The organism is Pseudomonas sp. UBA5666, from assembly GCF_002420785.1.
Lineage (GTDB): Bacteria > Pseudomonadota > Gammaproteobacteria > Pseudomonadales > Pseudomonadaceae > Aquipseudomonas > Aquipseudomonas fulva.
In genome coordinates this window covers 1-12,743 of the sequence record NZ_DIIQ01000020.1, presented here as the reverse complement: position 1 = coordinate 12,743, position 12,743 = coordinate 1, and the positions used below count along the sequence as shown (strand labels likewise).

The window sequence follows — 12,743 nt, the reverse complement described above, 5'->3', positions numbered from 1 at the left end:
GTCTCTCCCTTGTTACACACAAGCTTAGTGGGTGCGCGGCGTTTTCGCCTGTGCCCCCACCGCGGCCTGTGTCGTATTGCGCAAGGCCTCTTCGGCTTGATGCCGGCGTAGGCGCTGCCAGTGCTCCAGTACGTTTGGCGGTGCCCACAGCTGCGGCTCGGACGCTTCGAAGCCTTCGTTTCGTTCACGTTCGGCAACGCGGGTGCGCGCCAGTTCAAACGCCTGTTTCAGATCGTCCGTCTGGTTCAGCGCCTGCGCGAAAAGGGCTTCGCCAAAATAGGTGAAGTCGGCTTCTTCCGAGCAACCGAAGGAAACCCGGTCGGCTCGGGCTGCTGTCATCAGAAGTGTGCGCGAGTCCTTCAGGGCATCGATGTAACCACCGGAATAACACGCGGAAATGACGATGACCTTGTCACGATTTTTCAAGGGGGCCAGTGCATCGGCCAACTCGTCGGCGGAAATATCGGCCAGTTGCAGGCGTGGTTGATCGAGGACCAGTTGGTGGTCCTGACTGCCGTGGCTGGTGAGGTAGATAAACAGCAGGTCTTCCGGGCCGCTGCGCTCGGCCAGGGTGCTGGCTGCGCGGGTGATGCTCTGCCGCGTGGCCATGGGGCGCGTCGCCATGAAGTCGCGATGGTTGACCAGCGTCACCTGCCCTTTGGCACCAAAGCGTACTTTCAGCAGGTTGCTCACGTAATCGGCTTCGCGCAGAAAAACGCTCTGCTGCCCGTCGCCACCCACCACCAGGCTGTACAGCTCGACCGCCGGCTGGGACCGGGGCACGGCGGCCAAGGCTTCCTTCAGCAAGCGCCCTTGATTGAGCAGTGCCATGTCGAGCGGGTCCGGCAGCAAGGTGCCGTGTTCATCGCGGACCCGAACGCCATTGGCCCAGATACCGGCTTGTACCTTGCCGTCAGCCAGCGTCAGGCGCCCCTGCCCGTGGTAGGCATCATCGAGCATGTGGCCCACATATTGACTGCCATCTGCCAGTTGCAGGCTGCCCTGGCCCGACATGCGCCAGTCGAGGAAGGTGCCTTTGTAATGGCTGCCATCGCTGCCCAGCATTTCACCCTCGCCGCTGAGCGAACCGTCCTTGAACTGACCGATCCACACGTCGCCTTCGGCGTTTTCATAGCGCCCGCGGCCTTCGAGGCGGTTGTCCTTGAACTCGCCGATGTACTGCTCGCCTTCGACGCTGTCGTAGGTGCCAGTGCCTTGCAATTGGCCATCCACGAACCTGCCGCTGAACTGATTACCGCTGGCGTCGCTGCGCACGCCGGCGCCGTTGGGCTTGCCCTTGGCGAACAGGCCCCGGTAGCGACTGCCGTCGGCCAGCTCCAGTTCGCCTGCGCCGTCGTAGAGGTCGTCCTTGAACTGCCCGCGGTAGGTTTGCCCGGTCTGCTTGAGGGTGCCTTCGCCATCGCGCCTGCCATGGCGGAAGGTACCCGCATAGTGGCTACCCGGAGTGGTCAGGTCGCCAAGCCCTTCGAACAGGCCAGCGGCGAACTGGCCGCGGTAGACTTCGCCGTTCTGCCCATGCCATTCCCCCTGACCGTGCCACAAGCCGTCCTTGAAGCCGCCGGCATACCAGCTGCCATTGGGGTAATCGATACGGCCTTGGCCCTGCAGCAAGCCGTCGACCACCTGGCCACGGTAGCGGCCGCCGTCCGGCAGGCGTGCATCGGGTGGGCTCAGGGATTCGCCATCCCCACAGGCAGCGAGCAACAGGAGCAGGGTCAGGGGAAGCAGTGGACGCATGGCGAGGACCGGGCAGTGAGTGCGCCGATTATGACTCAGATCGGGCGCCTGAAACAGCGAGTGGTGCGGGCGGGGCGAGGGGGCTTTGCGCCACGTTTGCAAGCTGTGGGGGCCTTGGGTAGAAGTGGCCTTGCCGGGGCGCCGGACCGGCAAGGCCGCTCTAGAGGGAGCTTCGATACCGTGCGCCTAGCGACCCAATCCCGGCGACACAATGATCTTCACGTTTTCCTCCTTGTTGTTCACCAGTTCCTCGAACCCCAGCTCGACGATTTGCTCCAGCCCGATGCGGCCGGTCACCAGCGGGCGTATGTCCAGCCGACCATCGGCGATGAAGGCGATCACGTCGGCGAACTCGCCGTTGTAGGCCAGGGCGCCGATCACCTGCTTCTCGGTGGACACCAGTTCGAAGAAGTTGAATTCGCTCGGCTCTTCGAAAATCCCCACCATCACACACTTGCCGGCCTTGCGAAGGGTGTCGATGGCCAGCTTGGCCGTGTGCTTGTTGCCAATGCACTCGAAGCTCACGTCAGCCCCCAGCCCGGCGGTGAGCACGCGAATCTCGGCCAACACATCGCACTGGTTAGGGTCCAGGACCACGCTGGCGCCCACTTCCAATGCCTTGGCCTTGCGCGCCGAAGACATTTCCAAGGCGATCACCCGCGCCGCGCCTGCCGCCTTGGCGCACATGATGGTGCACAGCCCGATGGTACCGGCGCCCACCACCACCACGGTCTGGCCCAGCAGGCTGCCCGCTTTTTTCACCGCGTGCATGCCGACCGCCAGCGGTTCGATCAGCGCCCCTGCCTCCGCTGGAAAACCGGGCGGCAGCCGGTAGAGCAGATTGGCCGGCACATTGACCCGCTCGGCGAAGGCGCCATTGTTCATCAGCCCTGTGAACGCCAGTCGCTCACAGATGTTGTACATCCCATGGGTACAGTAATAACAGGTCCCGCAGTGCTGGCAGGCGTCCGCCGCCACCGGATCGCCCACCGCATAGCCCTCGACCCCTGCGCCGAGCTTGGCGATCCGGCCGCAGAACTCGTGGCCAAGGATGCACTGGCCCTGAATACCGGTAAGAGGATGTGGCGCGTCTACCGGGATGAAGACCGGCCCGGCCACGTATTCGTGCAGGTCCGAGCCGCAGATGCCGCACCAGTCCACCTGGATCTGCACCCACCCAGGTGCAGGATCGGCCGGCAGAGGCACCTGCTCGACGCGGATGTCGTTGCGCCCGTGCCAGACCGCCGCGCGCATGTGTGGGTTGCTCAAGTCGTTCATAGGAATCTCCAGAAGCCAGGAAGGGTCAATGGCTGCGCAGGAAAGCGAGCAGGTGCTGGTTGACCGCGTCGGCGGCCTCCATCTGCACCATGTGGCCAGCGTCCGGCATGACCACCACCTGGGCTTCCAGGCCCTGGGCGTGACTGGCCGGAATGATCGCGTCCTTGCCGCCCCAGATGACCAGGGCGGGGTGCTGGCCCAGGACGCCGCGCAGGTCGTGGCGTTGCCGATCGCCCTCGGCCAGGGCCGAGGCCAGCACCTGCAGCGCCTGGTCTACGCCCTCAAGACGCTTGAACTTGAGCATGTCTTCGAGCAGCTGCCGCGTGACCAAGGCTGGATCGGCGAACAGTTGCACCATCTGCGGCTTGAGGGCGTTGCGGCTACTTGCCGCGACGAACCCTTGCAGGTATTGCCCATTGATCGCCTCGCCCAGACCCGCGCTGGCGATCAGGCCGAGGCTGGCCACCCGGTGCGGTGCCAGGCGCGCAAGGCCCAGGCAAACCGCGCCGCCCATGGAGTGGCCGACCAGGTGCGCCCGGGGAAGGTCCAGGTGATCGAGCAGGGCCAGCACCGTTTCGCTCAGTTCCTCCAGGTCACCGCGCTGCAAGGCTTTCGCCGACTCGCCATGGCCCGGCAAGTCGAGGGCGATCACGCGTCGCTCGGTGGCCAGGGCAGGGTGGTTGAACAGCCAGTTGTTGAGGTCGCCGCCAAAGCCATGTACCAGCACCAAGGGCGTCCCGCCTTCGCCCAGTTCGAACCAACGCAACAAGCGACCCTTCACCTCGGCTTTCTGGGGCGCCGGGCCTTGGGCCTGGTCGGTACTACCTTCGGCCACGAACTCGGCCTGGAAGCGCTGTACCACAGCGTCGATGTCGGCGTCGTCGGCTTCGCCTTCAACCACCACGGCCAAAAGCGCACCTACAGGCAGGGTCTCATCCGGCCTGGCCACCAGGCGGCGCAGCACGCCACTGAACGGCGCCTCGACGCTGCTGCTGATCTTGTCCGTCTCCACGTCCAGCACTTCGTCGCCCTTGGTGATGACGTCGCCTTCCTGTTTGAGCCAGGTGTCTACCCGGCCTTCGGTCATCGACAAGCCCCATTTGGGCATGGTCAGGGTATGGATCTGGCTCATGCGGCGCTCCTTGTAGCGTCGAGGACGGTGCGCACGGCTGCTTCGATTTTGGCAGCGTCGGGGATGTACAGGTCTTCCAGGGCGTCGGAAAACGGAACGGGCGTGTGCGGCGCCGTCACCATTTCGATGGGCCCTTTCAGCGCGCCGAATGCCTTCTGCGCAACCAGGGCGCTGATGTCCGTGGCCATCGAACAACGGGGGTTGGCCTCGTCGATCACCACCAGGCGCCCGGTCTTCTCGACACTCTCAAGGATGCTGTCTTCATCCAGTGGACTGGTGGTGCGCAGGTCCAGGACTTCGCAGTCGATGCCCTGGCGGGCCAGGTTGTTGGCGGCTTCCATGGCCACATGCACCATGCGGCCATACGTCACCAAGGTGACATCGCTGCCATCGCGCAGGTAGTTGGCTTCGCCGAACGGCACCGTGTACACCTCTTCCGGTACGTCGCCCTGCATGCTGTACAGCAGCTTGTGCTCGCAGAAGATCACCGGGTCGTTGTCGCGGATGGCCTGGATCAGCAGGCCCTTGGCGTCATACGGTGAGGACGGGCACACCACCTTCAGGCCTGGGATATGCGTCCACAGCGAGGTGAGCATTTGCGAATGCTGGGCCGCGGCGCGCAGCCCGGCACCGTACATGGTGCGCATGACCAGCGGCGTCACGGCCTTACCGCCGAACATGTAGCGAAACTTGGCCGCCTGGTTGAGGATCTGGTCCAGGCAGCAGCCGGCGAAGTCGACGAACATCAGTTCGCAGACCGGGCGCAAGCCCTGGGTGGCCGCACCAACGGCAGCGCCTACGTAGCCGATCTCCGAGAGGGGCGCATCCAGCACGCGGCCTGGAAACTGGTGGTACAAGCCCTTGGTCACGCCCAGCACGCCACCCCAGGCATCGTCTTCGCCTGGCGCGCCTGCACCGCCGGCCACATCTTCGCCAATGATGAACACGGTATCGTCACGGCGCATTTCCTGAGCCAGGGCTTCGTTGATGGCCTGCTGGTAACTGATCTTTCTTGCCATGGTGGTTCTCCTGTTGTTCTTGTTCTGAGCGGCTCAGGGATAGGCGACGTAGACGTCGGTGAGCAGGTCGGCAGGTTGTGGCTTGGGGTCGGACTTGGCGCGTTGCACGGCGTCCTCGATCAGGTCCTCGACGCGGGCGTCGATGCTGTCCAGCTGCCCTGCTTCGAGCAGCCCCGCGCGCACGGTCTTGTCGCGGAACTGCAGCAGGCAGTCACGGGTTTCGCGCAGGTTCTTCACCTCATCGGGCGCGCGGTAGGTTTGCGCATCGCCTTCGAAGTGACCGTAGTAGCGGCTGAGCTTGACCTCGATCAGCGACGGCCCCTGGCCGGAGCGTGCACGCTCGATGGCGGCACCGGCGGCTTCGTGAACCGCGAAGAAATCAAAACCGTCGATGGTGACCCCTGGCATGCCGAAGCCGGCCGCGCGGTCGGCTATGTGATCGCAGGCCACTGACCAGTTGGACGCCGTGGCTTCGGCATAACCATTGTTCTCGGCGACGAAGATGCACGGCAGGTTCATGATCGCGGCCATGTTCATGGCTTCGAACACCGCGCCTTCATTGGAGGCGCCATCTCCGAAGAAGACCACGGACACATCGTCGCGGCCCTTGAGCTTGGCTGCCAGCGCAGCGCCCACCACCAACGGTGCGCCGGCGCCGACGATACCGTTGGCGCCGAGCATGCCCTTGCCCAGGTCGGCAATGTGCATCGAGCCGCCCTTGCCGCCGCAGACTCCGGTCTTCTTGCCGTAGATCTCGGCCATCATGCCGTATACATCCACGCCCTTGGCGATGCAGTGGCCATGGCCTCGATGGTTGGAGGCGATGCAGTCGCTGTCGCGCAGGTGGGCCATCACCCCCGCCGCGCTGGCCTCTTCACCCGCGTAAAGGTGGACGAAGCCGGGTATTTCGCCTGTGGCGAACTCGACGTGCAGGCGTTCTTCGAAGGCACGAATGGTGCGCATCACTTCATAGGCATGCAGCAGTTGTGCAGAACTCGGTTGATTGGACATCTTGTTGTTCTCCGGGGTTGTCTCAACGGGTCGCGGGGTGCAGCGGGTGGCCCAGGGGTACAGCCAGCAGACGATGCTGGGCGGCATGCGTGAGCACCGCCTGCACGTCCACACTCAAAGGGCCCAGGTGATCGAGGGTGATGGTGGGGGTGTCATGGGCGCAGAATTCGATTTCCCGCTCGCCGTCCAGCGCCAAGGTGCCCTGGACGAGGACCGGGCGGTACGGCGCGTCAGGCGCCATGTAGCCCGAGGCAGTAATGCCGCAGGCTTGCAGCACGCCGGGTGCCACGGGGGCCAGCAGCGCCTGCCCGGCGTCTTCGCCCAGGCGCACCCAGGCCCCGTGAGGCGCTTGCCGCGAGACCGGGCTCCACAGGCCGCACAGTGCCGACAAGCCGATGGCGTGGGGCTCGGCAAAGCAGGCGAAGATTTCGCTCAGGTCCTCGCTGCGGCTCAGGGCCCGCGCACCGATGAAACGTTGAGGCGATACCGCGACCTCCACCAGCGCCCATTCGCTCAGTTGCTGTTGGGGCACCCTGACCAGCAAGCGTTTGTTGCGGCGCAGGCCGATGGAGGTTGGCACCTTGCCGCTGACCACCAGGCCGCCTGCAAGGCCCGCACTGGTGGCTTCGCGCAGCTCCGGGAAGGCGTTGTTGGTGCCGGTGGACAAGGTCAGCAAGGGTACGTCGCCAGCTTCTGCCGCGACGGCCTTGTGCGTACCGTCGCCCCCCAGCACAGCGATCAGCGACACCCCCCGCGCCACCATGTTGCGCGTGGCAAGGCGGGTGTCGCTGACGGTCTGGGTCAGCGGCAGGTCGAGTATCTCGAGGGCAGGCCAGTGTTGATCGCGCGCCATCGGCCCGGTGCAGGCTTTGACCACGGCGGCGGCGATGCCAGTCATGTCGCTGGGCATCAGCACGTGGCCGACACCTGTTGCGCCGAATGCGGCGAGCAGGCGCGCGATGGCAGCGGCTTTGTCAGTGCTGGAGTACAAGCCGGCAGTGGCTGTCAGGCGACGCAGGTCTCGGCCTGAAGCAGGGTTGGCAATGATGCCGACCAGTGGGGCGGGTAGCGGCATGGCGCACCTCGTGTTCTTGTTTGCAAGGACAAGAGCAAGCGCGGTGCCAGCTTTGAATGAAATCCCGCAAAGGCCCGCAGCAGAGGCCTGGGATCGTCTTGCCTGCTGCCAGGCGGGTCGCCGTGCTGAGACGCCAGGTGCCGCTCTGGGCGTTGTGCGGCGAGACGCTGAGACGCTGCGTCTCAATCACACCTTTGATCACACCGTGCTTGTCCATGCCTGCGCGCAGGCGCTTAATGGCTGCACAACCACAAGAACAGCAACGAGAACCGGAGGGCCCGAATGCTTGCCGCGAACTCCCGCGCTCATGTCGACTGCGTCAGCAGGGTACTGAAGAACGCCGACCGTCTGCCCCAGGCGCCAGTACCGCCGTTGATCCTCGATTCCTGGCGTCGCTCCATGGAGCTGTACCGTCTCGATCCCGCCTCCGAGCAAGGGCCGCGTATCCTTTCCCAGGCCCTGCTCAACGAATGCCGAGAGCGCTCGGAGCTGTTCCTGCGCATTGCCGGGGATGCCGTGGCACGCTTGCACGAACAGGTGCGCGAGGCCGACTACTGCGTGCTGCTGACCGATGCCCAGGGCCGCACCATCGATTACCGGGTCGAGTCGGCCATTCGCACTGACTGCCGCAAGGCCGGCCTGTACCTGGGCACCTGCTGGTCGGAAGGAGAAGAGGGTACCTGCGGGGTAGCGGCGGTGCTGACCACCAAGGCACCGGTCACCGTGCACAAGCGCGATCACTTTCGCGCTGCCTTCATCGGTCTGACCTGTAGCGCGGCGCCTGTGTTCGACCCCTTTGGCGAGTTGCTGGGGGTGCTGGACGTCTCTGCGCTGCGCTCGCCCGACGACCGCCGCAGCCAGCACCTGATCCGGCAATTGGTCGAGCAGACCGCACGCGAAATCGAAAACGCCTTTTTCATGCACAGCGCCCAAGGCCACTGGGTGATGCGTGCCCACGGCACCCCAGGCTACGTGGAAAGCCAGCCTGACTATCTACTGGCCTGGGACGCCGACGGTCGCCTGCAGGCGATGAACAGCCTGACACGGCAACGCCTGATGCAGCGCCTGGGACGCTTGCCTGCTCACATTGGTGAGCTGTTCGACCAAGAGCAATTGCGACGGGTCAGCAACGCGTCTGCGCAACGTCTGCCAGGGTTGGGCGAGCTGTATGGCCGGGTCAGCGCCCCCCAGCGCAAGCAGCCGGTCGAGCCCTTGCTGCAAGGCTTGGACCGGCGCATCGAACAACACTTGCGCCTGGCCACACGGGTCAAGGACTGTAACCTTGCAGTGCTGGTGCAGGGTGAGACGGGTACAGGCAAGGAAGTTTTTGCTCGCCAGGTGCATCAGCAAAGCAAGCGCGGCACCGGCCCGTTCGTCACGCTCAACTGCGCCGCCATCCCCGAGAACCTCATCGAGAGCGAGTTGTTTGGTTATGTCGCGGGCGCCTTTACCGGGGCTTCGAGCAAGGGTATGCAAGGGCTTGTACACCAGGCCGATGGCGGCACGCTGTTTCTGGACGAGATTGGCGACATGCCACTGAGCCTGCAGACCCGACTGTTGCGGGTACTGGCAGAAGGTGAGGTAGCCCCCTTGGGGGCTGCGCGGCGCCAGCGCGTGGACATTCAGGTGATCTGCGCCACGCACCGCGACCTCGCGGCGAGGGTGGAGCAGGGACAGTTTCGTGAGGACTTGTATTTTCGCCTGGCCAACGCCCGCTTCGCGTTGCCAGCGCTGCGCGAGCGCGAAGACCGGCTGGGGCTCATTCACCAGCTGCTGGCCGAAGAGGCCGACGCGTGTGGCGTGAGCGTGGCGCTAGCCGACGATGCCTTGCAGGTGTTGCTGGAGTACCGCTGGCCGGGGAACCTGCGCCAGTTGCGGCAGGTGTTGCGTTATGCGTGCGCTGTGAACGAGGGTGGGCAGCTGCGCCTGCTTGACCTGCCTGAGGAAGTCCGTGGGCAGGAGGTTGGCCGAGTCACGAGCGAGGCGTCCTGCCCGGCGCGGCAACGATTGCTGGATGCGTTGATCCGGCATCGTTGGAAGCCCGCCGAGGCTGCCCAGGCGTTGGGCATTTCGCGTGCGACATTGTATCGGCGCGTGCACGAGCATCGCATCGAGATGCCTCGTATGAAAGGGTAGCGTCGTGGCGGCATCTTTTTGCTGTTGTTGCTGACCGCGCAATCGTTCAGGCGCCGCAGCTCGCCGCTTCAGAGCCGTGCCCTACGCACAGGCTGCGTTCGGCCTGCTGAAGTCGCGAAGATCAACAGCACAATGCACATGGCTGGAAGCAGCGTTCAGTGAATAACCCATGTGGAGTGATCATAGCCAAGAGAAAAACTTCAAGTTGATATCAGCCCGATGAGCCGTCCGCACGATGTGTTTCACCGGAGATATCGTTTTGTAGGCACGCGGTGGCAATTTCGGTCTTTGGCTTACGGGTAGAGGTGCGTTTCTTTCTCTGCGGGCGTTTGCCTGGGCGAGTAGCCCATAGGTAAGCGTTTTCACGCAACCGTGCTTGGATAGCGGGTGGATAATCATCAAGTGTGGTCAGCGGCGGGACGGGTTTTCCGGGCAAGCCGGCTTCACGAATGATCCTGGGCCAGCGCGGTTTCCAGCACAGCATCAGGCTTAGCCAATGGCCGGTGCCGATGATCAGGAAGGCGGGCGAGATCAAGACCAGGCCGAGTTTGGTGATTCGAGAGGATTTTCGAAAGTAGTGGGTCAGGCCTTCGAATTGAGGGGTAAAGGCTTGCCAGGGCCAGGGGAAGTGTGAGGTCAGAGAAGGGCGAGGCAAACCCTCTGGGCCCTCGTCCATGAAACGGCGGATGAATTCCCACTCGGATTGCAGCTCCGTGAAATTGTTGGCGGCCTTGCCTACGTGGATGAGTTCTGGATGGAGGGCGCCGGCGAACGAGGGTGGCCATATAAGATCTAAAGGAAGGCCAAATCCACCCGCAGCAGCATATTTTTTATCCGAACCGCTGGAGGTGACACCATACCAAGGAAGCGTGACGATGCCGCCGCAATACGGTGGGCGATGCAGGTAAACTTGTTGGGTGGTCCGATTGAAACGTATCAGTAGGTGGCGAGACGTGAACATCTCAAAGCGCGTGAAGCGGAGCCCAAATTTTAAATAAAGCCACAGCGTACCTACACCCAAGGTCAGGAAAACAGACCCCGTTAAAAGCGTTCCGGCATAAGGCTCGGCGTTGTAGGTGAATAATAGGCCGATGAGAATAGTTAGGTCCTCTAAAGCCATCGCTATATTCACTAATGAATAGAGTATAACAGCAGTCGACAGGATAGTTATAAGTCCCCGTTTGTCCTCCATCATGCCGCAACGCATTTCCAGTATGTGTTTATTATAAACATATACCGGTCCGCGACTTAGGGGGTTGCTGCTGGCTGATCTCTTCGCGGCATCAAGCATATCCTGCTCATCGCTTTCATATATAGAAATATTGGTCTTCTTGTGATTCTTCTCAAAAGCGTCGCGCTCTTCTTTAGGATCTATGTATGCAAGCCATGCGAGCCATTCAGCAAAATACACTATATGACCTCGCTGATTGAGCTGAATAAGGCCTCCAACTCTTCTTCATCTTTCGCATAGCCTGTGCGAGGTGGCTGCAGGCTGAAGCAGCATTCCTTGCACCAACTCTCAAGTGCGTCTCCATCTAAAAGCACTATGGCGATGGTGGCAACAATCATGATGGTGCCTCCAATCCAGCCCAGCCGACTAAGCCAAAGCATAGCAATTCTATTGGTCGCCAGTCGTGTAGATAACTTTGAAAAAAGTGCGGCCATTTTGCGTCTAAAAATATTTGTGTCACTTACTGACAGCCAATGAAAAAGCGCGCCAGCCTGTGAAAACGCTATCCCTCCTTGCCCCACAAGTAATGCAAAAGTAGCGCCTGCTCTGACCATATACGTAGAGGCTAATATTGTGTTGGATTTTTTTCTTGCCTCCGCAGCGTCGGAGATATCCCATTTTATACTGACGAGCCCCCCTACCGCCGCCAACCCAGCCCCCCACAGTCGATACCGCCCTAGATTAACTAGCGCGCCCCGCGCAGTGGCGCTGTTCCCGCCAACGCCTCTAATCGTCAGTTCCGTCCCCACCGCAAGCAGCTCCATCCCCGCAGCCGCACTGGTAAATGCGGCCGCAGTCACTTCGCTCCAGAAGCGTCGGTCCTTGTCATCCCGTCTGCCTTGTAACAACAGCAGCCCGGCCTCCAACAGCAGCAATCCGCTGGCGACCCGCAAGCGATAGAACTGATTCCCGTGCACCCCGTTCAACGTCTCGGCATAAGCTCGATCAAGCCGGCGCACGATGGGGGCCGCGACGCGACCGGGCGAGGGCGTTTTACCGTCCAGCGCCTGCTCACTCAAGCGCAGTTCCACGGCTTGCTTACCCAGTGAGGCAATGAGGTAAGTGCTCAGGCGTCGATACAGCAACCGGTCAGTGCTACCGGGCGCACCTACTGACAGGCTCTGGCGCCCCAGCTGCCCGAGCCAGGCCAGCGCGCCAGCAGTGTTGGTGGGGCTGTGTTGCGTGAGCTGGTCCAGGTGGCTGTCCAGCCGGCTGAAGTGTGCGGCGAGCTCTTTGGCTTGTTTGAGGGCCGCCTCCAGTTGAAGAATAGGGTCGCTGCCCGGTGCCAGTGCGTCCAGCGCTGTGCGTGTCTGCGCAAGCACCTCTGCGATCTCGCGCTGATTATGGACAAACGAGCGCAGCGCCAGGTTGTCGGGGGTGATAGCGTCGGCGCGCCACCATTGAGCAAGCAGCGCTGCGCCGGATGGCACGCCTTCGAGGCCGGCTACGCACAGCCCTGTCTGGTGCGCAAAGCACAGGCCATTGGCAGGGTCGTTTTCGTCGTAGTGGGCAAGTGCGTCCACCAGCGCGGACGACTTCAACCATGCGAGGTGATCTGCCGCTCTGGACTCGGCGAGACGTTGGGCTTCGGCGCTCTGCGCCTCAAACACATCAAGGTGCTGGTACATACCTTTTAGGTTAACGAGTGACAGATAGCGCTCTTCGAATTGCTTGGCAAATTCTCCGTTTTTCGCGCGCGTTTCGAGCTTCTGCCTTTCAAGTTCAGCGGCGCTGTCCAGAATGTGCTCTTTAGCTGTTGCCCACCACTCGGCCATGTACCGTGGAACCGCCTCGTCGCTGCCGAGATAGCCGCGCATCGCCTCTCTGCGGCGATCGACCATTGCGGCAACCTTTCGCTCCGTGAATTGCTGATGCAGTTCGGTGAATGTTTGCGCAACCAACACCTTTCGCTCGTTACTAGGGCCACCGCTCTCAGTGCTGGCTTCCAGCCAATGCTTGAGGTGTTCCAGGCCAGCGTTGCGCCAGGCATTGAGTTCCTGGGTAATGCCGATGGCATCCTCCACCACCACGGCAACGCCCCGTGCTTCAGGTTTACTGCCCAAGGGGCCCAAGGCTTGGCGGGCCGCCGCCAGCGAGCTGATG

The 12,743-nt window shown here is 62.6% G+C and carries 9 protein-coding genes; 1 reads left to right on the top strand and 8 read right to left on the bottom strand.

What is annotated here, in order from left to right; translation table 11 throughout:
- Positions 1–24: 24 nt before the first annotated feature.
- The 6 genes from B2Y33_RS11195 to B2Y33_RS11170 all read right to left on the bottom strand — a co-directional run bounded on the left by B2Y33_RS11195 (position 25) and on the right by B2Y33_RS11170 (position 7,273).
- Complete coding sequence (locus B2Y33_RS11195; protein ID WP_206405808.1) at positions 25–1,758, bottom strand: C13 family peptidase; 1,734 nt, start codon at positions 1,756–1,758, stop codon at positions 25–27.
- A gap of 186 nt (positions 1,759–1,944) precedes the next feature.
- Complete coding sequence (locus B2Y33_RS11190) at positions 1,945–3,012, bottom strand: 2,3-butanediol dehydrogenase (RefSeq protein WP_023534966.1); 1,068 nt, start codon at positions 3,010–3,012, stop codon at positions 1,945–1,947.
- Positions 3,013–3,061: 49 nt separating this feature from the next.
- Positions 3,062–4,168 (bottom strand): acetoin dehydrogenase dihydrolipoyllysine-residue acetyltransferase subunit, encoded by a 1,107-nt coding sequence (locus B2Y33_RS11185; protein WP_028687650.1) that lies wholly within the window; start codon positions 4,166–4,168, stop codon positions 3,062–3,064.
- The gene (locus tag B2Y33_RS11180; RefSeq protein WP_027915158.1) at positions 4,165–5,187 is read right to left on the bottom strand and encodes an alpha-ketoacid dehydrogenase subunit beta; all 1,023 of its coding nucleotides are present in this window, start codon (positions 5,185–5,187) and stop codon (positions 4,165–4,167) included. Before B2Y33_RS11180 ends, B2Y33_RS11185 begins: the two co-directional genes overlap by 4 nt.
- Before the next feature lie 33 nt (positions 5,188–5,220).
- On the bottom strand, positions 5,221–6,198 hold the full coding sequence (locus B2Y33_RS11175; RefSeq protein WP_023534974.1) for a thiamine pyrophosphate-dependent dehydrogenase E1 component subunit alpha: 978 nt from the start codon (positions 6,196–6,198) through the stop codon (positions 5,221–5,223).
- 22 nt (positions 6,199–6,220) lie between these two features.
- Positions 6,221–7,273, bottom strand: a complete 1,053-nt coding sequence (locus tag B2Y33_RS11170) for an NAD(+)/NADH kinase (protein WP_088523663.1) — start codon at positions 7,271–7,273, stop codon at positions 6,221–6,223.
- A gap of 282 nt (positions 7,274–7,555) precedes the next feature.
- On the opposite strand from B2Y33_RS11170, the gene B2Y33_RS11165 reads away from it, so the two are divergent.
- Positions 7,556–9,409, top strand: a complete 1,854-nt coding sequence (locus B2Y33_RS11165; RefSeq protein ID WP_049695382.1) for a sigma-54-dependent Fis family transcriptional regulator — start codon at positions 7,556–7,558, stop codon at positions 9,407–9,409.
- A gap of 211 nt (positions 9,410–9,620) precedes the next feature.
- Here B2Y33_RS11165 and B2Y33_RS11160 read toward each other — a convergent pair whose 3' ends face one another.
- Positions 9,621–10,820 (bottom strand): DUF6708 domain-containing protein, encoded by a 1,200-nt coding sequence (locus B2Y33_RS11160; protein ID WP_206405806.1) that lies wholly within the window; start codon positions 10,818–10,820, stop codon positions 9,621–9,623.
- Positions 10,820–12,743: T6SS effector BTH_I2691 family protein (locus B2Y33_RS11155; RefSeq protein WP_288632928.1), on the bottom strand; the 1,924-nt coding region annotated here is incomplete at its 5' end. The genes B2Y33_RS11160 and B2Y33_RS11155, both read right to left, overlap by 1 nt.

Coding starts and splice junctions, on each gene's coding strand:
- B2Y33_RS11195 (WP_206405808.1), bottom strand. CDS start 1,758: ATGCGTCCACTGCTTCCCCTGACCCTGCTCCTGTTGCTCGCTGCCTGT.
- B2Y33_RS11190 (WP_023534966.1), bottom strand. CDS start 3,012: ATGCGCGCGGCGGTCTGGCACGGGCGCAACGACATCCGCGTCGAGCAG.
- B2Y33_RS11185 (WP_028687650.1), bottom strand. CDS start 4,168: ATGAGCCAGATCCATACCCTGACCATGCCCAAATGGGGCTTGTCGATG.
- B2Y33_RS11180 (WP_027915158.1), bottom strand. CDS start 5,187: ATGGCAAGAAAGATCAGTTACCAGCAGGCCATCAACGAAGCCCTGGCT.
- B2Y33_RS11175 (WP_023534974.1), bottom strand. CDS start 6,198: ATGTCCAATCAACCGAGTTCTGCACAACTGCTGCATGCCTATGAAGTG.
- B2Y33_RS11170 (WP_088523663.1), bottom strand. CDS start 7,273: ATGCCGCTACCCGCCCCACTGGTCGGCATCATTGCCAACCCTGCTTCA.
- B2Y33_RS11165 (WP_049695382.1), top strand. CDS start 7,556: ATGCTTGCCGCGAACTCCCGCGCTCATGTCGACTGCGTCAGCAGGGTA.